The following is a 25,385-nucleotide window of genomic DNA, read 5'->3' on the forward strand; positions in this document are numbered from 1 at the left end:
GACAGTCCGTTGGACATCGGAACGGACCGTCCACGGTGCGATGACCATTTCAACGCCAGGGCTCGACCACCTCGCGCAGCGCCGCGGCGGTGGCGACGGCGGCGGTGGCCGCCTCGTGGCCCTTGTCCTCGACGGAGTCGGGCAGCCCGGCGCGGTCCAGCGCCTGCTCCTCGGTGTCGCAGGTCAGCACGCCGAAGCCGATCGGGACGCCGGTGTCCACCGCGACCTGGGTCAGGCCGAGCGTCGCGCCCTGGCAGACGTAGTCGAAGTGCGCGGTGCCGCCGCGCAGCACCACGCCCAGCGCCACGATCGCGTCGTACCCGCGGCCGGCCAACTGCTTGGCGGCGACCGGAAGTTCGAAGGTGCCGGGGACCTGCACCACGGTCGGCGCCTCGATCCCGACCTCCTTCAGCGCGCGGTGCGCGCCGTCCAGCAGTCCGTTCATCACCTGCTCGTGCCACTGCGCGGCGATGATCGCGACCCGCAGGTCGGCGCAGTTCTTCAGGGACAGGTTGGGTGCTCCGTGGCCGGCCATGTCACGATCCTCTTTCGACGGTGCGTCAGGACTCTTGTTACTACGGTTACTTGCTGTCGTCCTCGAGCCACGGCAGGTCGTGACCCATCCGGTCGCGCTTGGTACGCAGGTAGCGCAGGTTGTGCGCTCCGGTGGCGGTGGGCAGCGGGCGGCGCGCGGCGACCTTCAGGCCGTGCTCGGTGAGCGCGGTCTGCTTGGCCGGGTTGTTGGAGAGCAGGGTGAGCGAGCGCACGCCGAGGTCGGCGAGCATCTGCGCGGCGATCGAGTAGTCGCGGGCGTCGACGGGCAGCCCCTGGTCGAGGTTGGCGTCGACGGTGTCGCGGCCCTGCTCCTGGAGCTCGTAGGCGCGCAGCTTGTGGGCCAGGCCGATGCCGCGGCCCTCGTGGCCGCGCAGGTAGAGCACCACGCCGCGGCCGGCGTCGGCGACGGCGCGCAGCGAGGCGTGCAGCTGCGGGCCGCAGTCGCAGCGCAGCGAGCTGAACACGTCGCCGGTCAGGCACTCGGAGTGCACCCGCACCAGGACGTCCTCGCCTTCGGGGATCTTCCCGTCGGCGTCCAGGCCGCCGGCCACCAGGGCCAGGTGCTCGGCGCCGTCGAGGGTGCCGCGGTAGCCGACGGCGGTGAACTCGCCGTGGTCGGTGGGCAGTGCGGTGACGGCGGCGCGGTCGACGTGCAGTTCGGTGCGGCGCCGGTAGGCGATCAGGTCCGCGATGGAGATGATCGCCAGGCCGTGCTCGCGGGCGAAGGCGTGCAGTTCGGGCAGCCGGGCCATGCTGCCGTCGTCGTTGACGACCTCGGCGATCGCCCCGGCGGGGGCGAGGCCGGCCAGCCGGACCAGGTCGACGGTGGCCTCGGTGTGCCCGGGGCGCACCAGCACGCCGCCGTCCACGGCCCGCAGCGGGAAGACGTGGCCGGGCCGGGTGAGGTCGCCGGCTTCGGTGCCGGGCGAGGCCAGCAGCCGGACGGTGCGGGCCCGGTCGGCGGCGGAGATGCCGGTGTCCACGCCCTCGCGGGCGTCCGCCGAGACGGCGTAGGCGGTGCCCTTGCGGTCCTCGTTGACGTGGGTCATCGGCGGCAGCTTGAGCCGGTCGAGGTCCTCGCCGGTCATCGGGACGCAGATCACGCCGGAGCTGTAGCGGACGGTGAAGGCCATCAGCTCGGGGGTTGCGGCGGACGCGGCGAACATGATGTCGCCCTCGTTCTCGCGGTCCTCGTCGTCGACCACGATCACGGCGCGGCCGAGCGCGATGTCGGCGATGGCGCGTTCCACGGGGTCGAGCGCGAGGGGTTCTTCGGGCTGGTCGGCGCTCATGCGGCAACTTCCTTCGCGAGCGGGACGGTTCGGACGGTACGGGCCTTCGTCCACCAGCTGACCAGGCCGGCCACCACCAGGACGAAGTAGATGGTGAAGGTGAGCGCGGAGAACACGTAGCCGTGGGCGTAGCTGTACGGCACGCTGATCACGTCGACGGCGATCCAGGCGAACCAGAACTCCACCCAGCCCTTGGCCTGCGCGTACATCGCGGCCAGCGTGCCGGTGAAGATGTACGCGTCCAGCAGCGGGTTCCAGGACAGCTTCGGGTAGGCGTTGAACAGCGCGGCGACGGCGGCGGTGCCGGCCGCGGTGGCGGCGATCAGCACGATCCGCTCGCGCCAGCCGGCGAAGCGGACGGCGATCTCGCCGGTGTCACGGCGGCCGCGGCTCCACTGGGTCCAGCCCCAGATCGCGGCGACCACGACGATCGCCTGCTTGCCGATCAGTCCGGGGACCTGCGCGCCGAGGTACACGCTGATCAGCACGGAGCCGGCCAGCAGCTGGGCGGGCCAGGTGAGCACCGAGCGGCGCCAGCCGAAGGCCAGTCCGGCGAGCCCTATCAGGTTGCCGATCATGTCGGCGACCTTCACCTGCTCGTCGAAGGCGTTGAAAGTCCAATTGGCGATCGCGCTCACTTGGATTCCCCCAGGGTGTCGGGCAGTGCACGGTTTTCGAGCAGTCGTTCCACGTACTTGGCGAGCACGTCCACCTCCAGGTTGACGGGGTCGCCCACCGCCTTCACCCCGAGCGTGGTCAGGGCGAGCGTGGCGGGGATCAGCGAGACGGTGAAGGTGTCGCGGGCGGCCTCGACCACGGTGAGGCTCACTCCGTCCACGGTGATCGACCCCTTCTCCACCAGGTAGCGCGAAATCGGCTGCGGCAGGGAGAAACGCAGCACCTCCCAGCGCGGATTCCCGTCCGCGTCCAGGTCGCCCGGGTCGCGCGAGAGCAGGGTGCCGGTGGCGTCGACGTGGCCCTGCACCAGGTGGCCGCCGAGCCGGTCACCGAGCGCCATCGCCCGTTCCAGGTTGACCCGCGAGCCGGGGCGCAGCGCGCCGAGGCTGGAGCGGCGGAGCGTCTCGCGCATCACGTCGGCGCTGAACTCGCCCTCGTGCTTGGCCAGTTGTTCGCTGTCGTCGACGACGGTGAGACACACGCCGTTGACCGCGACGGAGTCGCCGTGGCGGACATCCGCGGTGACCAGTGGGCCACGTAGGCGGATTCGCGAGGATTCGCCGATCTCCTCGATGGAGACGACCTCGCCGAGCTCTTCGATGATGCCGGTGAACACCCGGGTTCTCCTCGCGCTAGGGGCGCGGACTCCGGGGCGGCGATAGGGAGTTGACTGCGGACGTGGCAAGCCGGGAACGCCCCCGCGGAGCCCCGACCGGCATGGTCGTGGCACGGGTTCGACGCCGAAAAGCCGTGCGTCCGCACCCCGGCCCTGGGCCGTGGTGTGAACACACCTGTCCGCCGCGCACGCCTCCCATCCGGACTTTAACCGTCGGTCCAGGAATTTCACCTGGTCAACCGGCCGCTGGCTGCGGACGGGTCGCGGACTGTAACCGCCGGCTCGGAATTTCACCGACCCCGGAGTGCGCTGAACGTCACTGCTACTTCACCAGCATTCTTGCACGCGCATGGACGTCCTAGGCAAGAACGTGTCCTGTGGCCTGCTTCACGTCGCGGTCGCAGGGTGGGAATGAGCCACTTTTCGCACCGGTGGCTCCCGGCCGAGGAGTTGAGCCACGATGACGACGATGTACATGGACGTCCACCACGGGATGAAGGGCATCACCGCCGACCAGTTGAAGGCCGCGCACGAGGCGGACCTGGCGGCGCAGGCGCAGGAGGGTGTGAAGTTCCAGCAGGCCTGGGCCGACCCGGAGTCCGGCACCGTCTACTGCCTGTCGTCCGCGCCGTCCAAGGAGGCCGTCCAGCGCGTGCACGAGCGCACCGGGCACCCGGCGGACGAGGTGCACCCGGTTCCGCTGCAGATCTGACCCCCTCCCGCAGGCGGGTGGGCGGGGGTAGTGTCGGATCACGTGATCTTCGACGCCCTCGCCGCGGACGCGATCCGCGACCCGGCCCGCCTCCGGGACATCTACGAGCAGCCGAGCGAGCTGGTGCGGCGCAAGCAGGTCGACCACCTGCACGACGCGGCGCGCCGGCTGATCGGCTGCTCCTCGCTGGTGTTCCTCGCCACCGCCGACGCGGACGGCAACTGCGACGCCACCCCGCGCGGCGGCCCGCCCGGTTTCGTCTCCGTCCTGGACGAGCGGACCATCGCCGTCCCGGACGCCACCGGCAACAAGCGCCTCGACAGCACGCACAACATCATCGCCACCGGAAAGGCCGGGTTGATCTTCCTCGTCCCCGGCCGGGCGTCCACCCTGCGCGTCAACGGCCGGGCCTGCATCAGCGAGGACCCGCAGCTGCTGGCGCAGTTGACCGCCGTCGGCAAGCCGCCGCGCACCGCGATCGTGGTCGCGACGGACGAGGTCTACCAGCACTGCCCGAAGGCGCTCATGCGCAGCTCGGCCTGGCGCCCGGAGCAGTGGCTGCCCGCCGACGCGGCACCCACGTCCGCCGAGGTCACGCTCTCCCACCTGGGCGACCCGGCGCTGACGCTGGAGCACATCCTGGCCGCAGAGGAGGAGTCGCTGCGGCTGCGCTACGAGTGAGCCGCACCCGCCGGAGGGGTGGTGCGGCGGCTCGTGCATGCTGGAAGGCACAGAGGCGCTGCATAGGCAGAACTTTGGGGAGACATAGCTTCGACTTATGACCACATAAGCCGAAGCACCGTACCGGGCGCGCCCGCACGCCGGAAGGCTGGCGGTACGCGCCCAGAGCCGAACAGGAGTACCTGCCCATGTCCCGCCCCGTCCGGGTGGCCATCGTCGGTGCCGGCCCCGCCGGGATCTACGCCGCCGACGCCCTGCTGAAGTCCGAACTGGCCACCGCCCCCGGCGTGTCCATCGACCTGATCGAGCGGCTGCCCGCCCCCTTCGGCCTGATCCGCTACGGCGTCGCCCCCGACCACCCGCGGATCAAGGGCATCGTCACGGCCCTCCACCAGGTCCTCGACAAGCCGCAGGTCCGCCTGCTCGGCAACGTCGACTACCCCGGCGACCTCTCCCTCGACGAACTCCACCGCTTCTACGACGCCCTGGTCTTCGCCACCGGCGCCGAGGCCGACCGCGACCTGGCGATACCGGGCATCGAACTCGACGGCTCCTACGGCGCCGCGGACTTCGTCTCCTGGTACGACGGCCACCCCGAAGTCCCGCGCGAGTGGCCGCTGGAGGCCGAACAGGTCGCCGTCCTCGGCGTCGGCAACGTCGCCCTGGACGTCGCCCGGGTGCTCGCCAAGACCGCGGACGAACTGCTGCCCACCGAGATCCCGCCGAACGTCTACGACGGCCTCTCCGCCAACCGTGCCGTCGAGGTCCACGTGTTCGGACGGCGCGGCCCCGCGCAGGCCAAGTTCTCCCCGATGGAACTCCGCGAACTCGACCACTCCCCCACCATCGAGGTGATCGTCGACCCCGAGGACATCGACTACGACGACGCCTCGATCGCCACCCGGCGCGCCAACAAGCAGGCCGACATGGTCGCCTCGACACTCGAGAACTGGGCGATCCGCGACATCGGCGACCGGCCGCACCGCATCCACCTGCACTTCTTCGAGAACCCCGTCGAGGTCCTCGGCGAGGACGGCCGGGTCGTCGCCCTGCGCACCGAACGCACCGCGCTCGACGGCACCGGCAACACGGTCGGCACCGGCACCTTCCGCGAGTGGCCCGTCCAGGCGGTCTACCGCGCGGTCGGCTACCGCTCCGACGAGCTGCCGAAGCTGCCGTTCGACGCCCTCTCCTCGACGGTCCCGCACGCCGCCGGCCGCGTCCACGAGAACGGCACCCACCTGCCGTCCGTCTACGTCACCGGCTGGGTCAAGCGCGGCCCCGTCGGCCTGATCGGCCACACCAAGGGCGACGCCAACGAGACCATCGCCTGCCTGGTCGCCGACCACGCCTCCGGCTCCCTGCGGCCGGCTGCCGAGCCCGCCGAGGACGCCGTCGTCGACTTCCTGCGCTCGCGCGGCGTCGACTTCACCACCTGGGAGGGGTGGCAGCGGCTCGACGCCCACGAGAAGGCCCTCGGCGCTGCCTCGGGCCGCGAACGGGTGAAGGTGGTGGACCGGGTCGCGATGCTGGACGCCTCGGCGAGCGACCGGGTTTCGGAGCGCAACCCGCAGTAGCCGCGCGACGAGCGCAGACCGGTCCGTGAGGTCGCCAGCACGTGCAAGTCATTGTCGTGCGTCGCGATCTTGCGGTCCGGTCCTTCCGTTTCGCGCAGTTCCCCGCGCCCCTGGCTTACGCCAGTTGTGCTCGGCCGGCCGCGTCGGAGAGCTTGATCAGCAAGGCCGTGAGCAGCCAGTTCGCCGTCAGTGAGGAGCCGCCTGCGGCGAGGAACGGCAGGGCCTTGCCGGTGAGGGGTATCAGGCCGGTGACGCCGCCGACCACCACGAAGACCTGGAGGACGACCGCGGAGGCCAGGCCGGTGGCGAGGAGTTTGCCGAACGGGTCCGTGAGGGCGATCGCGGTGCGCAGGGCGCGCTGGACGAAGAGGCCGTAGACCAGCAGGACGGCCATGGCGCCGGCCAGGCCGAGTTCTTCGCCGATGGTGGTGAAGATGAAGTCGCTGCGCCCGGCGAACCCGATCAGGAAGGGTTTGCCCTGGCCCAGGCCGGTGCCCAGGAGGTGGCCGCTGCCGAGGCTGAACATCGCCTGTGCGGGTTGGTCGGAGATGAGCGCGGGGTCGTGGTGCTCCTTGTAGTAGTCGAGCGGGTGCAGCCAGGCCTCGACGCGGCCGTGCACGTGCGGTTCCAGGTCGCCGACCACGGACGCGCCGGCGGCAGCCATGAGCAGGCCGATCAGTACCCAGCCGGTGCGTTCGGTGGCGGTGTAGAGCATCACCACGAACACCCCGAAGAAGATCAGCGAGGTGCCGAGGTCGCGTTCGAAGATCAGCACCAGCAGGCTGACCGCCCAGATCGCCAGTACCGGCCCGAGGTTGCGGCCGCGCGGCAGGTTGACGCCCCAGACCTTGCGGCCGGTGAGTGCGAGCGCGTCCCGGTTGGCGGTCAGGTAGCCGGCGAAGAACACCGCGATGGCGACCTTGACGAACTCGTCGGGTTCGAAGGAGAGGCCGCCGAGCCGGATCCAGCGCTTGGCGCCGAAGCTGTCGCCGGGGAAGAACGCGGGCGCGGCCAGCAGGACGAGCGCGCCCGCCATGATCAGGTAGACGTACTTCTGGAACAGTCGGTGGTGCTTGACCACGGCCAGCAGCACGCCGGCCACCACCATGGCGATCACCGTCCACTGCACCTGGCTGGGCGCGGCGGGGATCTTCTGCCAGTCGCCCTTCTGGGCGTGCCAGATCGCGTACGAGTAGTCGAGGCGGTCGAGCAGGACCAGGCCGAAGCCGGTGAGCAGCACCGCCAGCGCGAGGATCAACGGGTCGGCGTAGGGGGCGAAGCGTCGCACGACGAGGTGCAGGACGGCGGCGAGGGCGGTCAGTCCCGCGCCGTAGGGCAGCAGGCCGGGCGGGAGGGTGCCGCGGAGGGCCAGGTTCGCGGTGCACCAGCCGACCAGGCAGACCGTCACCGCGAGTGCCAGCATGCCGAGTTCGATGTTCCGGCGGCGCGTGGCAGCGCGGCTGCCGGCGCTCCGTATCGCGCGTCCCACCCGGCCCCCCTCTCAGTTTTTTCTACAGGCGTGTAGAACTTCAATGCCGGATCCTTGCACGGACCCGGCGCTGCGACGACGCCGGGCATCCCGCTCCGGTTCCGCCCGCCGGGCGCCGCGGCCGAGAGCGAGAGCAAGGAGAGCCACCGCCATGTCCCACCCCGCGGCCGTCGCGCCCTGGCACTGGTCGGCGCTGGCCGACACCTGGACCCTGGAACCGGCGGTCGCCGCCCTGACCGTGCTGCTGGCCGGCAGCTACCTGGTGGGCGTCCGGCGGCGCGGCGGCTGGCCGTGGTACCGCACGGCGGCGTTCCTCGGCGGGCTGGCGGTGTGGGTGTGGACCACCAGTTCCGGCCTCGGTGTGTACGAGCGGGTGCTGTTCACCGACCGCGCCGTGCAGTTGGTGCTGCTGCTGATGCTGGTCCCGCTGCTGCTGGCGCTCGGCGCCCCCGTCTCGCTGCTGGCCGACACCCTGTCGGCGGCCGGCCGGGAGCGGCTGCGGGGCGTGCTCGGCGGCCGGACGTCCCGGGTGCTGATGTTCCCGCTGGTGTCCACGGTGCTGCTGATCGTGCCGCCGTGGCTGCTGTACTTCACGCCCTGGTACACCGAGACGCTGACCAGCACGGCCGGGAACATCGGCTTCCACCTGGTGCTCGTCCTGCTCGGCCTGCTGTACTTCTGGCCGCGCCTGCAGCTGGACCCGGTGGCGCGCGAGTATCCGCTGATGATCGGCGTGGTGATCAGCTTCGTCGAGGTGATCTTCGACGCGGCGCTGGCCCTGGTGCTGCTGTACGGCGGCCACGTGATCGCCGAACCGTACTACGCGGGCGTGGCCCGCGACTGGGGCCCGTCACTGGCCCGCGACCAGTTCGTCGGCGGCAACGCGATCTGGATCCTCGGCGACGTGGTCGGTCTGCCCTTCCTGGTCGCCCTGATCCGCCGCCTGATCGTCACCGGCCGCACCGAGACCGCCGCGGTGGACGCCGCACTGGACGCCGCCGAACAGGCCCGGACCGTGGCCGTCGAGACCGGCGAGGCCGAGGCGGGCGACCGCCCGTGGTGGCTGGACGACCCCAACCTGCGCCACCGCTACGGCCGCTGATCGCCGCCCGGCGGCCGGGTGAGACGCAGCTCACCCGGCGCGCCCGGGAATGCGCCTCCCACCCCTCGGGTTGCAACCGACGTACGCTGAAATACCCTCGGGGGTATCGAAGCCCCACAACACGGACAAACCGCGGCACTGACCAGAGAGGCTCGGCGACATGACCGACGACTTCACCGCCATCCTGAACGGCCCGTTCAAGGACGCGGCCGACCGGGTCCGCGCGGCCCTCGCCGCGCAGGGCTTCGGCATCCTCACCGAGATCGACATGACGGCCACCATGCAGGCCAAGCTCGGCGTCGGGATGGAGGACTACCTGATCCTCGGCGCCTGCAACCCGCCGTTCGCGCACCGCGCCCTGGAGGTCGACCGCCGGGTCGGCCTGATGATGCCGTGCAACGTGGTGCTGCGCGACATCGGCGGCGGCATCCTGGTCGAGGCCATGGACCCGCAGCTGATGGTGCAGTTCACCGGCCGTCCCGAGCTCGGCGAGGTGGCCGACGAGGCCGCCGCCAAGCTGCGCGCCGCGCTGGCCGCACTGAAGGCCTGACGCCAAAACCTCGGCAGGGGGCGCCCCCACGCCCCCCGCCTCCCCACGTATGTGCACCTGGCCCCCGCCTGCCCCCGCATATACCCCCCTAGGTATTACCCTTGATTCGGCGGACCCCCCGCCCGCTTGGAGAAGCACCTGTGAACCGCTCCGCCCCCGCGCCGGCCGCCTCCGCGCCCCCCGCCGTCGCCCCGCCCAAGGACGGGCTGCTCGGCCGCCTCGGCGTCTGGTCCGTCCACCACTTCAAGACCGTGCTGGTCGGCTGGCTGATCATCGTGATCGGCCTCGGCGCGTTCGCCCCGAAGGTCACCACCGCGCTCTCCGGCGCGGGCTGGCAGGCCAACGGCTCCGACTCGGTGAAGGTCCGCACCCTCGCCGAGGAGCACTTCGCGGGCAACGCCTCCTCCGCGATCCAGATCGTGGTGCACGCCGACCGCCCGGTGACCGACCCCGGCGTGCAGCAGGTGGTCGACCGGGCCACCACGCTGGCCTCCGCCGACTCCCGGATCTCCACCGTCGTCCCGCCGCAGCCCGGTGCGACGATCAGCCAGGACGGCCGCACCGCCGTGCTGCTGGCCGGCGCCAACGCCTCGCCGGACGACATGGTGCGCGCCGCCGACGACCTGAAGGAACCGCTGCGCGAACTGTCCGGGAACGGCGTGGACGTCACCGCGACCGGCGCGTCCGTGCTGTGGAGCGACTTCAACACCGCCAACCACGACGCGATGATGAAGTCCGAGATCATGTCCTGGCCGGTCACCCTGGCCATCCTGGTGCTGGCGTTCGGCTCGCTGGTCGCCGCCGGACTGCCGCTGCTGCTGACCATGGCGGGCCTCGCCGCCTCGGCCGGTTCGCTGGTGCTGATCAGCCACCTGTTCCCGGTCTCCATCTGGGCGATGAACTTCGCCATGATGTTCGCCCTCGCGCTGGGCATCGACTACGCCCTGTTCCTGGTCGTCCGGTTCCGCGCCGCACGCGCCAACTCCGAACGCGGAAGCGACAGTTCACGGGCGGTCGCGGAGACCATGGACACCGCCGGCAAGGCCGTGCTGCTCTCCGGCGCCACCGTGCTGGTCAGCCTGTCCGCCGTGATGCTGGTCCCGTCCCCCGCGTTCCGCTCGATGGCCGGCGGCATCATGCTGGCCGTGCTGTTCGTGCTGGGCGCCACCCTGACCCTGCTGCCCGCCGTCCTCGGCAAGCTGGGCCACCGCGTCGACGCCGTCTCGCTGCCGTGGGCCAAGCGTGAGGCGCAGACCTCGCCGCGGTTCGCCGCCTGGGGCGAGCGGCTGTGGAAGCAGCCGCTGCGCTGGGGCGCGCTCGCCCTGGTCGCGCTGCTGGCACTGGCCGCGCCGGTGATCGGCCTGCGCACCGCGATGCCGTCCATCAACGTGCTGCCCGGCGACGCCAGCGCCCGGGCCGGCTACACCGCCGTCCAGGAGGCGTTCGGCGCCGGCGCCCCCGGCACCCTGCAGATCCTCACCCCCACCGACCAGGCCGCCGCCACCGCGCAGACCGTCGCCGGCACCCCCGGAATCGCCGGTGTGATGCCCGCGATGCCCGCCGCCGACGGCACCAACCTGTCGATGATCCAGGCCGTCCCGTCCGTCGACCCGTCCGACCCGCAGCTGGGCCACACCGTGAACACGCTGCGCGCCGAACTGCCCGACCACACCCTGGTCGGCGGCGCGGCGGTGGAGAACCTCGACCTGCAGCACCTGCTGACCGAGAAGACCCCGCTGGTCATCGGCGTCGTGATGGTGCTCGGCTTCGTCCTGCTGCTGTTCGCGCTGCGCGCCCCGCTGATCGCGGCGCTCGGCACCGCCGCCAGCCTGCTGTCCACCGGCGCGGCGTTCGGCGTCGCCCGGCTGGTCTTCCAGGACGGCCACGGCTCCGGACTGCTGGGCTTCACCCCGCAGGGCTTCCTGGACGGCTGGGCACCGGTGTTCTTCTTCGCGATGATCTTCGCGATCGCGATGGACTACACGGTCTTCCTGCTGGCCTCCGCCAAGGAGCAGTACGAGCGCACCGGCGACCCGCGCAAGGCGATGGTCGGCGCACTGGCCCACTCCGGCCGGGTGATCTTCGCGGCGGCCGCCGTGATGGTCGCGGTGTTCTTCACCTTCGCCATCTCCGGCCCGCTGCCGCCCAAGGAGATGGGCATCGTGCTCGGCGTCGCCGTGCTGCTGGACGCCGCCCTGGTCCGCCTGGTGCTGCTGCCCGTCCTGCTCCGCCTGACCGGCCGCGCCGCCTGGCACACCCCCCGCTGGCTGGACCGCGTCCTCCCCAACATCCCCTTCTCGCACTCCTGACACCCCCCTCCCCCGAAAGGACCCACCCCCATGTGCCGTCGTACCACCTGCAAGACCTGCAACAAGCCCTCCTACGCCGGCTGCGGCATGCACGTCGAGCAGGTCCTCGCCGGAATCCCCAAGTCCCAGCGCTGCTCCTGCACCCCGGCCGACAAGGCCGCCTCCGGCTCCTGGCTGAGCCGCATCTTCGGCCGCTGAGCCCCGCCTTCGGCCGCTGATTCCCCCGAACCGCGCCCCCGCCCACCGTCAGGGCGGGGGCGCTCGGCGTTCCCGCCCAGGGTCAGACGGCGGCGGGCTCGGTGGTGTCGGGGGAGGCGGCGAGGACGCGGGCGGCCATGGCGGGGTCGAGGGCGGCGCGGACCAGGGCGTCGGCGAGGCGGTGGAGGTCGGCGGGGTCGATCAGGGTGGCGAGTTCGGCGGGGTCGGTGGGGAGGCCGAGGCGTTCGGCGCCCACGGTGGCGCGGGCGTCGAGGGCGGGGCGGAGGTGGGGCCAGACCGCCTGGGCCTCGCGGCAGAACGCGGCGGCGCCGGCCGGGCCGATGCCGGGGAAACGTTGCAGCAGGGCCCGGGTGCGCTCGGGGCGCCCCTGGGCGGCGGTGGCGAGTTTGCGCAGGTCGCCGCCGTATTCGCCCTGGGCGAGCCGGGCGCATTCGCCGAGCCGGGTCGCGGTGCCGTCGGCGAAGTGCTGGTAGCGGCCGGCGATCAGCGCGTCCTTGCGCTGCTGCCAGTCGAGTTCCAGCGTGCCGGCGGGGGTGCCGGCGCCGGCGGCGACCAGGGAGGCCGTGCCGGTGACGGCGATCTCGGCCTGGATGCGGGCCGAGACCAGGTTGCTGAGCATCAGCAGCTGCCACAGTTCGGCGGGCCGGTCGGCGATTTCGATGCCCGCCTGTTCGGCGAATGTGGTCCCCGCCTCCGCCACCAGTGCCGTCACTCGTTGCCGCGCGTCCATACCGGCCTCCCTGGATCGCTTCGCTGACGAACAGTCAGCCCTCCGGGCCGACGCTACGCGGAGGGGGGCCCGGGCGGCCCGGAGCCACGCCGCACAGGGTTCAGCCCAGCAGTGCGGCGACCTCGGTGAGCGTGCGCACCCGGGGGACGGTGACGTCCGCGCCGGTGGGCTCGCGTTCCAGCCAGATGCCGAGCAGTCCGGCCTCGGTGGCGGCCTGCGCGTCCACGTCCAGCCGGTCCCCGACGTACGCGGCGCGCTCGGGGGCGACGCCGAGGGCGCGGCAGGCCAGGTGGAAGATCGCCGGGTCGGGCTTGGCGCAGCCCGCCTCGCCGGAGGCGGTGGTGTGCGCGGCCAGGGCGCCGAGGCCGACGGCGCGCAGCTTGTCGCGCTGGATGTCGCCCTCGCCGTTGGTGATCACGCCGAGCTGCCGGACCGACCCCAACTCGCGGACGGCGCGCGGCACTTCGGGGAACGCCCGCCAGGAGCGCCGGTACCTGCGGAGGAATCCGGCGAACCAGGCGTCGGCCCGCTCGTCCGACCACTCCCCCAGCCCGAGGTGCCGGGCCAGGCCGATCGCACGGCTCCTGCGCTGCTGCTGCACCGTCAACTCGCCTGCCAGGTAACGGTCGTACTCGCGTCGTTCCAGCTCGCGCCAGAACCGCAGCAGCCCGTCGCGGTCCAGCGGGCGTCCGGGGAGTTCAGCGGCGGCGCCGGCCAGCACGGCGGCCTCGGCCGCGCCGTCGTGGTCCATCAGGGTGCCGTCGAGGTCGAACAGCACCGCCTCGATGCGCATCCGCCACTCCTCCACCGTTCCACCTGGACCGTCACCCTATCCGGCGGGCCGACGGGCCGTCACCAGGGGCCCGGCGGCAGGGGGCCCCTGGTCTGGAGGTGGCCTTCCAGCTCCATGACGGTGGACAGCAGGGCGCCGGAGAAACCGGCCCCGTTGTAGTACGACGGGTGCGCCTCGACCTCGGCGGAGACGGCGCGCTGGCCGCCGCCGGACGGGGCGACGCGGATGGCGGCGACCTCGTCCCCGGAGACGGCGAAGTGCAGGTGCAGGACGCCTTCGTCGGCGCGGGCCACCCAGCGTGCCGCCCGGTAGCCAGCCCGGTAGCGGTTCCACTGCTCCTCGGCGAAGAACATCCGGTCCGGGACGGGGTAGGGCCGGGGCAGCCGCATCGGGGTGAGGTGCGGCAGCGCGGGCGGGATGCTGCCGGGGGCGGGGAACGCCCAGGCGGGCAGCGGTTCGCGGGCCGCCAGCCAGGCGGCCGGGATGCCCGCAGTGCCGGTGCGGGCGGCGACCACGCCGCCGGTGATCGCGGCGACGGTGTCCATGTCGCCGCCGGCGCCGATCGCCGAACGGACGGCCGTCGGGTAGTCGTCGAGCCACCGGGCGGCGCACCAGAGCGCGAACGGGACGGTGTCGAGGGCGCTGGTGCGGCTGCCGTTGCCGAGCACGGCCGCGACCTCGCGGGCGTCGGCGCGGTCGAGCAGTTGCCGGGCCTGGTACAGGGCGCGGCGGACGGGGCCGTCGGGGGTGAGGTCGGCGACGGCGGACAGGAAGCGTTCCGGGGAGCAGCTGCGGGTGCGCCGGCGCACCGCGTGGGCGGCGGCGACCGCCACCGCGATCGCCCCGTCCACCGCGTCCGGGTGGGTGTGGGTGATCACCGCGGTGTCGGCGGCGGGCCGGACGGCGGCGGCCGGGTCGTCGGCGTACGCGGCGCCGAGCGGGGCCACCCGCATGGCGGCGCCGTTGCCGAACGAGCCCTGGCCGTCGAAGAGTTCGGCGGCCAGGCGGCGGGCGTCGCCGCCTTCCCGGATCAGCCGCAGCAGGCGGTTCGCGGCGGGTCCGTAGCCGCGGTCGAAGTCGTGGCGGTACGCGAAGGCGTGGGTGAGGTCGTAGCTGTCGATGGCGCCGCGTTCGGTCTGCGCGGCGTACACCGAGCAGGCCATCTCGGTGTCGTCGGTCCACGGCCAGGGGCCGGGCGGGACGGTGCCGGCGGCGAAGTGGGCGCGGGCGGTCTTGGGGACGAAGAACTGGGCGCCGAGGGCGTCGCCGACGGACAGGCCTTGGAGGGCGTCGAACGCGGGGCCGGTGTGCGGGGCAGGGGTGGTCATATGGCTCCCACCGAAGCGTGCGGAGCACCGGCTCGTCAAGTCCGCACCGGTGGAGAGTAATTGGTTTGCGGCGCCGGGTGGACCGGCCGAGAATCCGCTGCCATGGGTGTCCTTTCCGAGCAGCAGATCGAGGGTTTCGTCACGGACGGCTTCGTCCGGTTGGAGGGTGCGTTCTCGCCCGAACTGGCCGCCGAGTGCCGGGAGTTCCTGTGGCGGGAGATGGGCCTGGACCCGGACGATCCGGCGGGCTGGACGCGGCCGGTGGTGCGCCTGGAGGGGTACGGGCAGGAGCCGTTCCGGCGGGCCGCGACCTCCGAGCGCCTGCACGGGGCGTTCGACCAGCTGGTCGGCGAGGGCCGCTGGAAGCCGCAGCCGTGGCTGGGCAGCTTCCCGATCCGCTTCCCGCACCCGGACGATCCGGGCGACGCCGGCTGGCACATGGACGCGAGCTTCACCCCGGACGGCGAGCAGGGCTATTGGCTCAACCTGGTCTCGCGCGGCCGGTCGCTGCTGATGCTGTTCCTGCTCTCCGACGTGGACGAGGCGAGCGCACCGACCCGGATCAAGGTCGGCTCGCACCTGGACCTGCCGCGCCTGCTGGAGCCCGCCGGGGACCAGGGCGTGGAGATGTTCTCGTTCTGCGCGGAACTCGACCGGGCCGGGCTGCTGGACCACCCGGAGCGCAAGACCGCGCTGGCCACCGGACGGGCGGGGGACGTGTACCTGTGCCACCCGTTCCTGATCCACGCCGCGCAGCCGCACCACGGCACCGAGCCGCGCTTCCTCGCCCAGCCGGCGCTGCTGTCGACGGAAGACCTGGTGCTGGAGCGCGCCGACGGGGCGTACTCGCCGGTGGAGCGCGCCGTCAGGCTCGGACTGGGTCAGGCGTAACGCCGTCCCCGCCTGCGATGATCGGAGCAGGTCCGCGGGAAGGGGAAGCCGTGATCGGCGTGGTGCTGGTGGTCGTGCTGCTGTTGGTGGTGGGTGGCTGCGGCTGTGTGGTGTGGGCGGAACGCGGCGGGCCCGGCTGGGTCCGCATGGTGGCGCGGGCGACGCTCGGCGCGGGCGAGTTCGTCCGGCGGGACGCGCGGCGCCGACGGATCGAGCAGCGCCGCAACAACAGCTCGGGCGACCTGGATTGACGCTGCGTCAGTCGGCGATCCCCAGCGGGTCGGGGGTCTCGGCGAGCAGCTGGGGGCCGTTCTCGGTGACCCGGTTGACGGCCGTGGGGACCGCCCGGACCAGGATGTTGCCGTCGGCGGGTTGGTGCAGCAGGTGGTGCAGGTCGGCCCGGTCGCTGTGTGCCGGGTCGAGCCAACTGCCCAGGTCCTGGCGGGAGATGGTGAGCGGCATCCGGTCGTGCACCCGCCCCGCGCTGTCGGTGGCGTCGGTGGTCAGGATGGTCGCCGTCGCCAGCCAGGCCGCCGGGTCGTCCTCCGGCAGGCTCGCGTCCCGCCAGAACTCGTACAGCCCGGCCATCAGCATCAGTTCGCCGGTGCTCAGGAAGTACGGCTGCTTGTACGCCTTGCGGCCGTCGCCGGCCGGGACGGGACGCCACTCGTAGTAGCCGTCGGCGGGGATCACGCAGCGCCGGGCGGCGAACGCCTTGCGGAAGGACGGCTTCTGGTCGACCGTCTCCGAGCGGGCGTTGATCAGCCGGGCCGCGCCGGAGCGGTCCTTCGCCCAGGACGGGACCAGGCCCCAGCGCAGCGTGCGCAGCTGGCGGACCACCTCGCCGGTGTCGTGGTCCACCCGCTCCAGCACCGCCGGGACTGGGTCGGTCGGCGCGACGTTCCAGCTCGGCGCGAGCGCCTCGGTGGGGTTCCAGCGCGCGACATTGAGCAGGGCGACCAAGTCACCGGGCTCGGTGGTGGAGACGAAGCGACCGCACATGCGCCCCACCCTGCCACCGAACCCCGACAACCGCACGCACCCCACGCGCCGCCGGACGGCTCGGGAGCCTCAGGAGTAGAAGTTCCGGTCCCAGCGGTGCCCGGCCAGCACCTTCAACTCGCCCTCGCCGAGCGGCACTCCGTCGCCGACGGCGGCGTTGCGCTCGACGTTGCGCACCGAGCGCATTCCGGGGATCACCGTGGACACGGCGGGCTCGCTCAGCACGAAGCGCAGCGCCGACTCCGCCAGTCCGTCCGCCTCGATGCCCAGGTCGGCGGCGATCGCGGCGGCCCGGCGCTCGACCTCCGCCAGCCGCTCGCCGCGGAAGTAGCGCCGCCGGAAGTCGCCCTCCGGGAACACCGTGTCGGCGTTCAGCCGGCCGGTCAGCCCGCCCTCGTCCAGCGCGACCCGGACGATCACGCCGACGCCGTGCTCCCGGCAGGCCGGGAACAGCTCGTCCAGCGGCGACTGGTCGAAGATGTTGAAGATCACCTGCACCGCGTCGACCATGCCGCTGCGCACCAACTCGACGGCGCTGTGCGGCTCGTGGTCGTTGATGGAGACGCCGAACAGGCCGATCGATCCTTCGCTCTTCAGCTCGGCGACGGTCTCCAGCCAGTCGCCGCGGCCGAGCCACTCGTCGTGCCAGACGTGGAACTGCACCAGGTCGAACCGCTCCAGGCCACTGGCCCGCAGCGAGGTCTGGACGCTCTCCCGGATGTGCGCGCCCGGGAACGTCTCCGCCGGGTCCACCCCGGTGCGGGCGGGCCACTGGCGGTTCAGCGGCGGGACCTTGGTGGCCACCCGTACCTGCTGCCCGGCCGCGGCGCGCTCCCGCACCACCCGGCCGACCAGCCGCTCGCTCTCGCCGTAGCCGCGGGCGGTGTCGATGAAGTTCACCCCCAGGTCGATCGCCCGGTGCAGCGCCGCCAGCGACTCGTCCTCCTGCGCGCCGATCCAGCCCTCCGCGCCGATCCCCCACGCCCCGAAGCCGACCTCCGACACCTCGACCCCGCTGCGCCCCAACTGCCGGTACCGCATTCGCCGTTCCTCCTCCGTGCGGGTGATCACGCCGTGCGCGACGATAGGTGGCGGGGCCGCCGGACGCCACGCGTTTTCCGGGGCCCGGTCGGGTCCGAACTAGACTCTCGCGGCATGACCGTTCCGCCGCTGTCCGCCCTGGGCCCGTACTTCGCGACGCTGGCCGGCCCGCCGCCCGCCGGGTTCCGGCCGTTGCGTGAACTGTCGGCGGCGGACGGGCCGTTGGCGGGACGGGTCGCCGAGGTCGGGCGGGTGCTTGGTACGGACGAGGTGCGGGTCGCCGCGTCCACCGCGCACCTGGGCCTGGCGGCCCGGCTCTGGTCGGTGGCCCTCGGTACGGCCGTCACCACCGGGCGGCTGCCCGATCTGGACGGTGCCCGCTTCACGCTTCCGCCGCAGGGGCCGTTCGACCTGTGGCTGCCCGCGGCGCCCGGACCGGAGGCGACACCGGCCGCGCTGCACGAGCTGGTGATGGACCGCCACCTGCACCCGCTCGCCGACGCCGTCCGCGCCCTCACCCCGCTCGCCGCCGGCCTGTTGGCGGGCAACGCCGCCTCCGCGCTGGTCGGCGCGGCCCGCCGGCTCGCCACCGCGCCCGCTACCGCGCTGGCCCGCGCGCTCCTCGCGTTTCCCGACCTGGCCGCGACCGGTACCGCCACCCCGCCGGACCGCCCGCTCGCGTTCCGCCGAGCGTCCTGCTGCCTCTACTACCGGACGCCCTCGGGTGGGCTGTGCGGGGACTGCGTGTTCACCCGGGTGCCGAAGTCCCGCCGCTGACCGGGCAGTTCCGGTGACTCAATCGGTGCTGATCAGGGCGCCGATCCGCTCGACCGCGGTGGCCGGGCCGGGGAAGAAGCGGTTCCTGGTGAGAGCGAACGCGATGCCGGTCGCGGTGTCGGCCCAGGCCGCGCTGCCGCCCATGCCGGGCATGCCGAAGACGGACAGGGTCTGCTGCGGGTCGGCTCCGGGGCGGCCGAGGTTGTAGCCGAGGGCGCGGGGGGTGGGGAAGCCGACCATGCGGTCGGTCTCGGCGGTGGCGAGGGCGCTGAGTTCGCGCAGGCGGGCGTCGGGGACCAGGCGGACGCCGTCCACCTCGGTGAGCAGGGCGGCGTACATCCGGGCCACCGCGCGGGCGGACATCGTGCCGCCCGAGGGGATGTCGGAGGTGAGCACGGCGGGGTTGTTGCCGTAGGCCGCGCTGGGGGTGAGGGCGGGCGGGGTGGCCTTGAACAGGGGCAGGTCGGCGGGCATCGCGGCCATCATCTCGGCGGCGCCCGGCGCGTCCACCAGCCGGGCGAGGCGGCCGAGTTCGGACTCGGGGACGCCGAAGTACAGCTCGTCGGCGACGCCCAGCGGCTCGGCCACCTCCTGCCGGAGCACCTGCGAGATCGTCCGGCCGGTGGCCCGGCGGACCAGTTCGCCGATCACGTAGCCCCAGGTCACCGCGTGGTAGCCGGTGCCGGTGCCGGGCTCCCACCAGGGCGCGGAGTCGGCGATCAGGGCGCACATGGCGTCCCAGTCGGCGAGGTCGCGCACCGTGAGGTCGGCCGGCACGGCCGGGACGCCCAGCGAGTGGGTCAGCGCGTGGCGGACGGTCGCCTTCTCCTTGCCATGGGCGCCGAACTCCGGCCAGAGCTCGACGATCGGCGTGTCGTAGGCGAGGGCGCCGCGCTCCGCGAGGACGTGCACGACGGTCGCCGCCACCCCCTTGCCGGTGGAGGCGCTGAAGAACGGGGTGTCCGAGGCCACCGGCCGGCCGGTGTCCGGATCGGCGACGCCCGCCACCGCGTCCACCACCAGTTCGCCGTTCCGGTACACGGCTACCTGGATCCCCAACTCCTCTCCGGACTCCACCAGTTCGTCGATGGTCTGCTGAACGAGCTGCTGCATGACGGTCATTCCTTCTCGGTTCTCGGCTGCGGCGCTCGCGGGCGCCGTTCACCCGACAGTCGGGGCCGCCGGCCGGATCTCTACATCACCGTCCGGGCAATTTTCTGGCGGCGAGTTGTGCGGTGAGGACGGCGGGTGCCTCGGCCAACGACGGGCCGTACCAGGTGAGATGGCGGCCGCTCAGCAACGCGTACGGGAGGGCGGGGAACGCGTCGGGGCCGTCGGTGGCGGTGAAGCGGTAGGGCTCGTCGGGGAGGACGAGCAACTCGGCTCCCGCGTCCAGGAGTTCGGGGAGCGGGACGCGGGGGTAGCGGCCCGGGTGGCCCGCCGTCACGGCGGTGACGCCGAGGCGTCGGAGCAGGTCGGCGGCGAAGGTGTCCGCGCCGAGTACCATCCACGGCCGGCGCCAGATCGGCACCAGCGCGGGCACCGGAACCTTCGGCGGCGCGAGGTCGGCCCATGCTTGTTGTGCGGACAACAGCCAGTGGGGCTCCGGGAGTTGGCAGGCGTCGACCAGCAGGCGGCGCAGCGACGCCAGCGCCTGGTCGAGGTCGCGGATCCGGGTCGTCCACACCGCCGCCCCGGCCGCGCGCAGTGCGGCGAGGTCGGGGGCGCGGTTCTCCTCCTCGTTGGCGATCACCAGGTCGGGGCGCAGCGCGAGGATCCGAGCCACGTCCGGGTTCTTGGTGCCGCCGATCCGGGCCACGTCGAGGTCGACGGGGTGGGTGCACCAGTCGGTGGCGCCGATCAGCAGGCCGGGGGCGGTGGCGGCCACCGCCTCGGTGAGCGAGGGGACCAGTGAGACGACCCGGTGCACCTCCCCGAGCCGCACCGGTTCACCCTCGTCGTCCGTCAACTCCCGCTCCGCGCCCATGAATGCCACGTTACCGCCCCGTATTTCCATCCTCCGGGCGCCCGGGCCAGGGCCGATGGAACGCATACGTACGTTCATCGGCGCACTGCGGGGGCGGACCCCCGGCGGCTGACCTAGCGTGGGGCTCGCCCCGGTGATCCGGGGTGGACATTCGCAGGCGGGCGCCCCCCTGTCACCCAAGAACACTCAGTCGTTCTCTCAGTGAAAGTGGTTAGACATGGCATTCGGAAAGATGCTCGCCGCCATCGGTACCGCCTCCGCCCTGGCCTTCACGGCTGTCGGCACGGTCAGCTCCGTCGCGTTCGCGGACACCGCTCCCGCGACCCAGCCCGCGAACCAGCAGGCGAACCTGCCCGTGATCACGCCGGATTCCGCGGGCGCCAATGAGGTCCAGACCCCGGCGGTGGAGATGGCGAGGCCGTCCAACCTGCCGGCCGTGCACTCCGACGGGTCGATCACGAGCATCACGCCGCTGAACCTCGTCTGCGGCAACTTCAACTTCAACGGGCCGTCCTTCACGGAGACCTGTAACGGCCAGCTCTGGCAGCCCTTCGTGGACTGCTCGGACGGCAACCGGTACGTGTCCACCGTCCTCTTCTCCGGCCTGTTCCGCGTACGTCTGACCTGCCCGGTCGGTGTCGCGGTCGCCGGCGGCGCCTTCGACCTCTCGTAAGCGCCGCTGACGTACCGGACGGTCCTCCCGGCACGCGCGAGCGGAGCCGGATGACGCGCGCGGCTGCGGCCACCCCCTCCGAGTGGACGCGGCCGCGCGGGTCGGACCCGGCTCTCGAGCGCGTGCGGGACTCCCGTCCGTCGATCGGCCCGCTCGCCCTCAACCGCGTTTCCTCCGGCGCTCGTTGTGGCGAGCGGTGCCTCAGGCCGTCGGCCCTGCCCCACCGGGCACGGTCGGCGGCCTGATCCCGTTGTGGGGGGCCACCGGGAGCCGGACCACCAGCCGGGCACCGGGCAGCCGGGTGGGTGGCTTGGCGGCGACCGTGCCGCCGAGGCTGTGGGCGATGGTGCGCACCAGGGCCAGGCCGAGGCCCGCGCCGCCGCTGTGCCGGTCGCGGGCGTCGTCGAGGCGGACGAAACGTTCGAAGACCCGTTCCCGGTCGGCGGCGGGGATGCCCGGGCCGTCGTCCTCGACGGTGAGGTGCGCCCAGCCGCCCGCGACCGTGAGCCTGACGGCGACCCGGCCGTGCGCGTGCCGGGCGGCATTGTCGAGCAGGTTGCGCACCAGGCGGGCCGGCAGCGTCTCGCGGCCTGCCAGCACTGCCTCCTCGAGCTCGCTCTCGTACGTCAACTCCCGTCCACCGTACTGCCGTTCGGCGAGTTGTTCGGCGATCAGGTCGTGCAGGTCGACGGTGTCGTCGGAGCGGTCGGTGTCGCGTTCGGCGCGGGCCAGCAGGAGCAGGTCGTCGGCGAGGTCCTGAAGGCGTTCGGTGTCGGCGAGCGCGCCGCGGACCACCGTCGGCCAGTCGGCGGCGGCCGGGTGGGCGAGCGGCACTTCGAGCGAGCTGCGCAGGGTGGCGAGCGGGCTGCGCAGTTCGTGCGAGGCGTCCGCGACCAGGCGGCGCTGTTCGTCCAGGGCGTGCTGGAGCCGGTCCAGGGTGTCGTTGGTGGTGCGGGCCAGCCGGTGGATGCCGTCCCGCGCGCGCGGGACGGGTACCCGCTCGTGGAACGCGCCGCCCCGCACCACGGCCATCTGGCGGCGGATCGACTCGACCGGGCGCAACGCGAGGCCGGTGGCGAGCCAGGCGATCAGCGCGACGAACAGCGAAGCGACAGGGGCCACGTAGTACATCAGCACGCGAGTGACGGCGGAGGTGGTCTCGTCGGCGATGACCGGGTCGACCAGCACGTAGATGGTGAGCCGCTGCTCACGCATCGCCGCCGCGGAAAGACGCCACTCCGGAGCGAGCAGGGCGAGTCGGTCGCTGCTCACCGGTTCGGTGAGCACACGCAGGAAGGTGTAGGTGCGAGGCTCGGGCGAGGCCAGCCGGTAGTAGGGGGAGATGCCGGCCGGATAGCGAATGGTGACGGTCTCGACGACCGGCACGGATGGCTGCGGGTCGGCGCCGGACGCGGGCTGTGCGAGCCGAAGGGGCGTCAGGCCCACCGCGGGATCGTCCAGGCGGTGATCCGCGAGGTACGCCCCAGTCAGCCACTCGCCCTCCTCGGTGAGGGCCGCGAACGCTTGACCGCCCAGGAGTTCACCGTCGGCGCCGTCCCGGATCCTCGCCTCGATGTTCAGCATGGCGTGCGTGGCCTTGATCTCGGCCTCACGGTAGAGCAGCGCGTGGACGGCGTCGCCGACCAGCGGCGCGGCGACCACGAACGCCAGCGCGGAGGCGACCAGCGCGGCCACGGCGGCCCGGGCCCGCACGCCGAAGGCGGGCCACCAGCGCCACCAGCGCCGGGGGTCAGTCGACATCGGCGGGCGCCGGGACGCTCGGGGTGAGCCGGTAGCCGATGCCGCGGACGGTGTCGATCCGGGCGTGCGCGCCGGCCCGGTCGAGTTTGCGGCGCAGCGCGGCGATGTACACCTCGACGATGTTCAGGTCGCCGCGGAACGCCGAATCCCAGACGGCGTCCAGGATGTCGGTCTTCGGCACGGCCTGGTCCGGGCGGCGCAGCAGGCTCTCCAGGACGCCGAACTCCTTTGCTGTGAGCCGGAGTTCGGCGTCGGCGACGGTGCAGCGGCGGGCCGCCGGGTCGATCCGCAGGTCGGCGACGGCCAGAACAGCGGGTCGCCCTGCTGCGCCGCGGCGCAGCAGGGCGCGCAGCCGGGCCGTGAGCACCACGAAGGAGAACGGTTTGGCGAGGAAGTCGTCGGCGCCACAGTCCAGTGCCTCGGCCTCGTCGTATTCGCCGTTCTTCGCCGTCAGCATCAGTATCGGCACGGAGTTTTCCTCCGCCCGCAGTCGGCGGCAGATCCGGAAGCCGTTCAGGCCGGGCAGCATCAGGTCGAGCACCACCAGGTCGTACCTGCCGGAACGTGCCTGCTCCAGGCCCGTGAGGCCGTCGGCGGCCACGTCCACCGCGTAGCCCTCGGCCCGCAGGCCCTGGCTGAGCGACTGGGCCAGCCTTTCCTCGTCCTCGACCATGAGTAGGCGCATCGGGTAAGAGTAAGTCAATTTGCGCGGTGGAAAACACCGTTGACCGATGTGCCGGTTTTCTCCGGGCTGAAGAAATCCTCAGGTTCTTTCAGAATCGGCTCAGCCGGTCTTTCCTAGCGTCGGTCGGGTGCGAATACCTTTCCGAGTCCGTCCCTGTTTGCTGCCGGTACTGCCCGTGGCGCTGTTCCACCTGGCGCTGTCGCTGCCGAAGCACTGGCGGATGCAGACCACCGGCTTCGACCTCGGCATCTTCGAGGAGGCGGTGCGCGGCTACGCGTACTTCGAGCGGCCGGTGGTGACGCTGAAGGGCGCCGGGTTCGTGCAACTGGGCGACCACTTCAGCCCCGCGCTGGCCGTGCTGGCCCCGTTCTACCGGCTCTGGCCGGCCCCCGAGACGCTGCTGGTGGCGCAGGCGTTGCTGCTGGCGCTGTCGGTGGTGCCTGTGACGGGGCTGGCCGTGCAGTGGCTGGGGAGGGCCCGTGGTGTGCTGGCCGGGCTGGCGTACGGGCTGTCCTGGGGGCTGTGGCAGGCCTCGGGGTTCGACTTCCACGAGATCGCGCTGTCCGTCCCGCTGATCGCGTGCGCGACGGTCGCGCTGGCCCGGGGGCGGTGGCGGGCGGCGGTGTGCTGGGCGCTGCCGCTGCTGCTGATCAAGGAGGACCAGGGACTGCTGCTGGCCGGCGTCGGCGGCTACGTCCTGCTGGTCGGGCGCCGGCGGGGGCTCGGGGTGGCGACACTCGCGGCGGCCGCGCTCGGGACCCTGCTCACCATTCTGGTGCTGATCCCCGCCGCCAACCCGATCGGCACCTACGCGTACGGTGCGACGGCCGCGCCCGGGGGCGGGGATCCGTTCTCCAGGCTGCTGCTGCCCACCGACAAGTGGTGGACGCTCGCGGCGCTGTTCGCCCCGACCCTGCTGCTGGCGCTGCGCTCGCCGCTCGCCCTGCTGACGGTGCTGCCGCTGGCGGCCCGCTACTGGTCGTCCAATCCCGTGTACTGGAGCACCGGTTGGCACTACAACGCGGTGCTGATGCCCATCATCTTCGTCGCCGCGATCGACGGCCTGCGGCGTCTGCCCGGACTCCCTTCGCTGCGGTACGCGCCCGCCGTGATGCTCACCATTGCTCTGCTGGCCGCCCCCGTCCCCGACCTGTCCCGCCCCAGCCCCGACGTCCTGACCGCCCGCCAGGTCCTCGCCACCGTCCCCGACGGCGCGAGGGTCGCCGCCGCGAACCGGCTCGCCCCGCAACTCACTTCCCGCTGCACCGTCTCGCTCTTCCCGTTCCTCACCTTCCCCGCCGACACCGGCTCCACCTACTTCTCCCCCGACGGCCGCGACCCCCTCTTCCGCCCGGTGGCAGAATGGGCCGCCACCCTCGACACCCCCGGCGGCTTCCCCACCTCCACCGCCGACGACCTCACCGCCCAACGTGCCCTCCCCACCGCCGGCTACCGCCCCGTCGCCCAAGGCGCAGGCATCACCATCTGGCACTGGGAGCCGGGGCGTTGACCGCGGGGAGAGAGGTGCCACGCAGGCACGGGGCGCGGCGACCGGCACCGAAGTGGGAGGATGGCGACATGGCCGAGTTCCGTGTTGGTCGACCGTTTTCCGGCCCGTCAACCCGGCGTCGGCGGACAGCTGTTGGGACACGTAGCCGAGCAGGCGGCGCACCGCTATGGGCTCGGCGCGGCAGTCGTGGCCGAACACCGCGACCATGCCGCGGGCGGTGGGCAGCAGGGTGGTGATGGCCCGGATGGTGGTGGTCTTGCCCGCACCGTTCGGCCCGAGCAGCCCGAACACCTCGCCGGCCCGCACCGTCAGGTCGATGCCGTCGACCGCCCGGGTGCCGCCGCCCTTCTTCCGGCCGCGCTCGAAGGTGCACGTCAACTCCCAGGAGGTGCGCGGCAGGCAAGATCCTGGTCGGCAACGGGCAACG

Annotated in this window: 26 protein-coding genes, 1 pseudogene and 1 riboswitch; of the genes and pseudogenes, 12 read left to right on the plus strand and 15 right to left on the minus strand. The window is 72.6% G+C overall.

Annotated features, from left to right (window positions below; translation table 11 throughout):
* Positions 1 to 49: 49 nt before the first annotated feature.
* The 4 genes from ribH to ACFYS8_RS19310 are packed head-to-tail and all read right to left on the minus strand — an operon-like array spanning position 50 to position 3,141.
* Entirely contained in the window at positions 50 to 535 is a 486-nt protein-coding gene (gene ribH, locus ACFYS8_RS19295) for a 6,7-dimethyl-8-ribityllumazine synthase (RefSeq protein WP_387642705.1), read from the minus strand.
* Between the two features lie 46 nt (positions 536 to 581).
* Positions 582 to 1,847 carry a bifunctional 3,4-dihydroxy-2-butanone-4-phosphate synthase/GTP cyclohydrolase II gene (locus tag ACFYS8_RS19300; protein WP_387642706.1) on the minus strand — a complete coding sequence of 422 codons (1,266 nt, stop codon included), beginning with the start codon at positions 1,845 to 1,847 and terminating at the stop codon, positions 582 to 584.
* On the minus strand, positions 1,844 to 2,425 hold the full coding sequence (locus tag ACFYS8_RS19305) for a nicotinamide riboside transporter PnuC (protein WP_387643031.1): 582 nt from the start codon (positions 2,423 to 2,425) through the stop codon (positions 1,844 to 1,846). The genes ACFYS8_RS19300 and ACFYS8_RS19305 overlap by 4 nt, the downstream gene beginning before the upstream one ends.
* A 56-nt stretch (positions 2,426 to 2,481) precedes the next feature.
* Positions 2,482 to 3,141, minus strand: a complete 660-nt coding sequence (locus ACFYS8_RS19310) for a riboflavin synthase (protein ID WP_387642707.1) — start codon at positions 3,139 to 3,141, stop codon at positions 2,482 to 2,484.
* 183 nt (positions 3,142 to 3,324) lie between these two features.
* Positions 3,325 to 3,452: riboswitch (FMN riboswitch) on the minus strand.
* A gap of 149 nt (positions 3,453 to 3,601) precedes the next feature.
* Between ACFYS8_RS19310 and ACFYS8_RS19315 the strand changes: the two genes are divergently transcribed.
* From ACFYS8_RS19315 to ACFYS8_RS19325, 3 genes are all read left to right on the plus strand, one after another.
* A complete protein-coding gene (locus tag ACFYS8_RS19315) occupies positions 3,602 to 3,853 on the plus strand; it encodes an SCO4226 family nickel-binding protein (RefSeq protein WP_387642708.1) in 252 nt (83 codons plus the stop codon).
* Between the two features lie 42 nt (positions 3,854 to 3,895).
* The gene (locus ACFYS8_RS19320; RefSeq protein ID WP_387642709.1) at positions 3,896 to 4,534 is read left to right on the plus strand and encodes an MSMEG_1061 family FMN-dependent PPOX-type flavoprotein; all 639 of its coding nucleotides are present in this window, start codon (positions 3,896 to 3,898) and stop codon (positions 4,532 to 4,534) included.
* 188 nt (positions 4,535 to 4,722) lie between these two features.
* A complete protein-coding gene (locus ACFYS8_RS19325; protein WP_387642710.1) occupies positions 4,723 to 6,111 on the plus strand; it encodes an FAD-dependent oxidoreductase in 1,389 nt (462 codons plus the stop codon).
* Positions 6,112 to 6,226: 115 nt separating this feature from the next.
* Here the strand turns inward: ACFYS8_RS19325 and ACFYS8_RS19330 are convergent, their stop codons facing one another.
* Positions 6,227 to 7,534, minus strand: a complete 1,308-nt coding sequence (locus ACFYS8_RS19330; RefSeq protein ID WP_387642711.1) for an FtsW/RodA/SpoVE family cell cycle protein — start codon at positions 7,532 to 7,534, stop codon at positions 6,227 to 6,229.
* Between the two features lie 217 nt (positions 7,535 to 7,751).
* Here ACFYS8_RS19330 and ACFYS8_RS19335 point away from each other — a divergent pair, with 217 nt between their 5' ends.
* The 4 genes from ACFYS8_RS19335 (at position 7,752) to ACFYS8_RS19350 (ending at position 11,759) form a co-directional block, all read left to right on the plus strand.
* Positions 7,752 to 8,702: a cytochrome c oxidase assembly protein gene (locus ACFYS8_RS19335; protein WP_387642712.1), complete on the plus strand. Its 951-nt coding sequence runs from the start codon at positions 7,752 to 7,754 to the stop codon at positions 8,700 to 8,702.
* Positions 8,703 to 8,862: 160 nt separating this feature from the next.
* Positions 8,863 to 9,252: a DUF302 domain-containing protein gene (locus ACFYS8_RS19340; protein WP_387642713.1), complete on the plus strand. Its 390-nt coding sequence runs from the start codon at positions 8,863 to 8,865 to the stop codon at positions 9,250 to 9,252.
* A gap of 140 nt (positions 9,253 to 9,392) precedes the next feature.
* Positions 9,393 to 11,561 carry an MMPL family transporter gene (locus ACFYS8_RS19345; RefSeq protein WP_387642714.1) on the plus strand — a complete coding sequence of 723 codons (2,169 nt, stop codon included), beginning with the start codon at positions 9,393 to 9,395 and terminating at the stop codon, positions 11,559 to 11,561.
* Between the two features lie 30 nt (positions 11,562 to 11,591).
* Positions 11,592 to 11,759, plus strand: a complete 168-nt coding sequence (locus tag ACFYS8_RS19350; protein ID WP_387642715.1) for a hypothetical protein — start codon at positions 11,592 to 11,594, stop codon at positions 11,757 to 11,759.
* A gap of 82 nt (positions 11,760 to 11,841) precedes the next feature.
* Here the strand turns inward: ACFYS8_RS19350 and ACFYS8_RS19355 are convergent, their stop codons facing one another.
* The 3 genes from ACFYS8_RS19355 to ACFYS8_RS19365 form a co-directional block, all read right to left on the minus strand.
* Positions 11,842 to 12,510, minus strand: coding sequence for an endonuclease (locus ACFYS8_RS19355; RefSeq protein WP_387642716.1), 669 nt, complete (start codon positions 12,508 to 12,510; stop codon positions 11,842 to 11,844).
* Between the two features lie 100 nt (positions 12,511 to 12,610).
* A complete protein-coding gene (locus ACFYS8_RS19360) occupies positions 12,611 to 13,303 on the minus strand; it encodes an HAD family hydrolase (RefSeq protein WP_387642717.1) in 693 nt (230 codons plus the stop codon).
* A 59-nt stretch (positions 13,304 to 13,362) separates the two neighbouring features.
* Positions 13,363 to 14,631 (minus strand): ADP-ribosylglycohydrolase family protein, encoded by a 1,269-nt coding sequence (locus ACFYS8_RS19365; protein WP_387642718.1) that lies wholly within the window; start codon positions 14,629 to 14,631, stop codon positions 13,363 to 13,365.
* Positions 14,632 to 14,733: 102 nt separating this feature from the next.
* Between ACFYS8_RS19365 and ACFYS8_RS19370 the strand changes: the two genes are divergently transcribed.
* Both ACFYS8_RS19370 and ACFYS8_RS19375 read left to right on the plus strand, forming a co-directional pair.
* A complete protein-coding gene (locus ACFYS8_RS19370) occupies positions 14,734 to 15,522 on the plus strand; it encodes a phytanoyl-CoA dioxygenase family protein (RefSeq protein WP_387642719.1) in 789 nt (262 codons plus the stop codon).
* A 50-nt stretch (positions 15,523 to 15,572) separates the two neighbouring features.
* On the plus strand, positions 15,573 to 15,773 hold the full coding sequence (locus tag ACFYS8_RS19375) for a hypothetical protein (protein WP_387642720.1): 201 nt from the start codon (positions 15,573 to 15,575) through the stop codon (positions 15,771 to 15,773).
* A gap of 7 nt (positions 15,774 to 15,780) precedes the next feature.
* On the opposite strand, the gene ACFYS8_RS19380 is transcribed toward ACFYS8_RS19375, so the two are convergent.
* Together ACFYS8_RS19380 and ACFYS8_RS19385 are read right to left on the minus strand one after the other, a co-directional pair.
* Positions 15,781 to 16,524: an SOS response-associated peptidase gene (locus ACFYS8_RS19380; protein ID WP_387642721.1), complete on the minus strand. Its 744-nt coding sequence runs from the start codon at positions 16,522 to 16,524 to the stop codon at positions 15,781 to 15,783.
* A gap of 69 nt (positions 16,525 to 16,593) precedes the next feature.
* Entirely contained in the window at positions 16,594 to 17,565 is a 972-nt protein-coding gene (locus ACFYS8_RS19385) for an aldo/keto reductase (protein WP_387643032.1), read from the minus strand.
* 114 nt (positions 17,566 to 17,679) lie between these two features.
* Here ACFYS8_RS19385 and ACFYS8_RS19390 point away from each other — a divergent pair, with 114 nt between their 5' ends.
* On the plus strand, positions 17,680 to 18,342 hold the full coding sequence (locus ACFYS8_RS19390) for a (2Fe-2S)-binding protein (protein WP_387642722.1): 663 nt from the start codon (positions 17,680 to 17,682) through the stop codon (positions 18,340 to 18,342).
* 18 nt (positions 18,343 to 18,360) lie between these two features.
* On the opposite strand, the gene ACFYS8_RS19395 is transcribed toward ACFYS8_RS19390, so the two are convergent.
* Positions 18,361 to 19,455 (minus strand): serine hydrolase domain-containing protein, encoded by a 1,095-nt coding sequence (locus tag ACFYS8_RS19395; RefSeq protein ID WP_387642723.1) that lies wholly within the window; start codon positions 19,453 to 19,455, stop codon positions 18,361 to 18,363.
* Positions 19,456 to 19,540: 85 nt separating this feature from the next.
* Positions 19,541 to 20,329, minus strand: a complete 789-nt coding sequence (locus ACFYS8_RS19400; RefSeq protein WP_387642724.1) for a helical backbone metal receptor — start codon at positions 20,327 to 20,329, stop codon at positions 19,541 to 19,543.
* 217 nt (positions 20,330 to 20,546) lie between these two features.
* Between ACFYS8_RS19400 and ACFYS8_RS19405 the strand changes: the two genes are divergently transcribed.
* Positions 20,547 to 21,002 (plus strand): hypothetical protein, encoded by a 456-nt coding sequence (locus tag ACFYS8_RS19405; RefSeq protein WP_387642725.1) that lies wholly within the window; start codon positions 20,547 to 20,549, stop codon positions 21,000 to 21,002.
* Positions 21,003 to 21,203: 201 nt separating this feature from the next.
* Here ACFYS8_RS19405 and ACFYS8_RS19410 read toward each other — a convergent pair whose 3' ends face one another.
* Positions 21,204 to 22,763 carry a sensor histidine kinase gene (locus ACFYS8_RS19410; protein WP_387642726.1) on the minus strand — a complete coding sequence of 520 codons (1,560 nt, stop codon included), beginning with the start codon at positions 22,761 to 22,763 and terminating at the stop codon, positions 21,204 to 21,206.
* Positions 22,753 to 23,448 (minus strand): response regulator transcription factor, encoded by a 696-nt coding sequence (locus ACFYS8_RS19415; protein ID WP_387642727.1) that lies wholly within the window; start codon positions 23,446 to 23,448, stop codon positions 22,753 to 22,755. Before ACFYS8_RS19415 ends, ACFYS8_RS19410 begins: the two co-directional genes overlap by 11 nt.
* A gap of 175 nt (positions 23,449 to 23,623) precedes the next feature.
* Between ACFYS8_RS19415 and ACFYS8_RS19420 the strand changes: the two genes are divergently transcribed.
* Positions 23,624 to 24,958 carry a DUF2079 domain-containing protein gene (locus tag ACFYS8_RS19420; protein WP_387642728.1) on the plus strand — a complete coding sequence of 445 codons (1,335 nt, stop codon included), beginning with the start codon at positions 23,624 to 23,626 and terminating at the stop codon, positions 24,956 to 24,958.
* Between the two features lie 90 nt (positions 24,959 to 25,048).
* On the opposite strand, the pseudogene ACFYS8_RS19425 reads toward ACFYS8_RS19420, so the two are convergent.
* Positions 25,049 to 25,357, minus strand: a pseudogene (locus ACFYS8_RS19425) (ATP-binding cassette domain-containing protein); the annotation flags it as partial.
* Positions 25,358 to 25,385: the final 28 nt, after the last annotated feature.

It is taken from the genome of Kitasatospora sp. NPDC004615, from assembly GCF_042873545.1.
GTDB lineage: Bacteria > Actinomycetota > Actinomycetes > Streptomycetales > Streptomycetaceae > Kitasatospora.

Bases quoted from the DNA above. Each gene is read 5' to 3' on its own strand.
- ribH (WP_387642705.1), bottom strand. From the start codon at position 535: ATGGCCGGCCACGGAGCACCCAACCTGTCCCTGAAGAACTGCGCCGAC.
- ACFYS8_RS19300 (WP_387642706.1), bottom strand. From the start codon at position 1,847: ATGAGCGCCGACCAGCCCGAAGAACCCCTCGCGCTCGACCCCGTGGAA.
- ACFYS8_RS19305 (WP_387643031.1), bottom strand. From the start codon at position 2,425: ATGATCGGCAACCTGATAGGGCTCGCCGGACTGGCCTTCGGCTGGCGC.
- ACFYS8_RS19315 (WP_387642708.1), top strand. From the start codon at position 3,602: ATGACGACGATGTACATGGACGTCCACCACGGGATGAAGGGCATCACC.
- ACFYS8_RS19325 (WP_387642710.1), top strand. From the start codon at position 4,723: ATGTCCCGCCCCGTCCGGGTGGCCATCGTCGGTGCCGGCCCCGCCGGG.
- ACFYS8_RS19330 (WP_387642711.1), bottom strand. From the start codon at position 7,534: ATGCTGGCACTCGCGGTGACGGTCTGCCTGGTCGGCTGGTGCACCGCG.
- ACFYS8_RS19335 (WP_387642712.1), top strand. From the start codon at position 7,752: ATGTCCCACCCCGCGGCCGTCGCGCCCTGGCACTGGTCGGCGCTGGCC.
- ACFYS8_RS19340 (WP_387642713.1), top strand. From the start codon at position 8,863: ATGACCGACGACTTCACCGCCATCCTGAACGGCCCGTTCAAGGACGCG.
- ACFYS8_RS19350 (WP_387642715.1), top strand. From the start codon at position 11,592: ATGTGCCGTCGTACCACCTGCAAGACCTGCAACAAGCCCTCCTACGCC.
- ACFYS8_RS19355 (WP_387642716.1), bottom strand. From the start codon at position 12,510: ATGGACGCGCGGCAACGAGTGACGGCACTGGTGGCGGAGGCGGGGACC.
- ACFYS8_RS19360 (WP_387642717.1), bottom strand. From the start codon at position 13,303: ATGCGCATCGAGGCGGTGCTGTTCGACCTCGACGGCACCCTGATGGAC.
- ACFYS8_RS19365 (WP_387642718.1), bottom strand. From the start codon at position 14,631: ATGACCACCCCTGCCCCGCACACCGGCCCCGCGTTCGACGCCCTCCAA.
- ACFYS8_RS19370 (WP_387642719.1), top strand. From the start codon at position 14,734: ATGGGTGTCCTTTCCGAGCAGCAGATCGAGGGTTTCGTCACGGACGGC.
- ACFYS8_RS19380 (WP_387642721.1), bottom strand. From the start codon at position 16,524: ATGTGCGGTCGCTTCGTCTCCACCACCGAGCCCGGTGACTTGGTCGCC.
- ACFYS8_RS19385 (WP_387643032.1), bottom strand. From the start codon at position 17,565: ATGCGGTACCGGCAGTTGGGGCGCAGCGGGGTCGAGGTGTCGGAGGTC.
- ACFYS8_RS19390 (WP_387642722.1), top strand. From the start codon at position 17,680: ATGACCGTTCCGCCGCTGTCCGCCCTGGGCCCGTACTTCGCGACGCTG.
- ACFYS8_RS19395 (WP_387642723.1), bottom strand. From the start codon at position 19,455: ATGCAGCAGCTCGTTCAGCAGACCATCGACGAACTGGTGGAGTCCGGA.
- ACFYS8_RS19400 (WP_387642724.1), bottom strand. From the start codon at position 20,329: ATGGGCGCGGAGCGGGAGTTGACGGACGACGAGGGTGAACCGGTGCGG.
- ACFYS8_RS19405 (WP_387642725.1), top strand. From the start codon at position 20,547: ATGGCATTCGGAAAGATGCTCGCCGCCATCGGTACCGCCTCCGCCCTG.
- ACFYS8_RS19410 (WP_387642726.1), bottom strand. From the start codon at position 22,763: ATGTCGACTGACCCCCGGCGCTGGTGGCGCTGGTGGCCCGCCTTCGGC.
- ACFYS8_RS19415 (WP_387642727.1), bottom strand. From the start codon at position 23,448: ATGCGCCTACTCATGGTCGAGGACGAGGAAAGGCTGGCCCAGTCGCTC.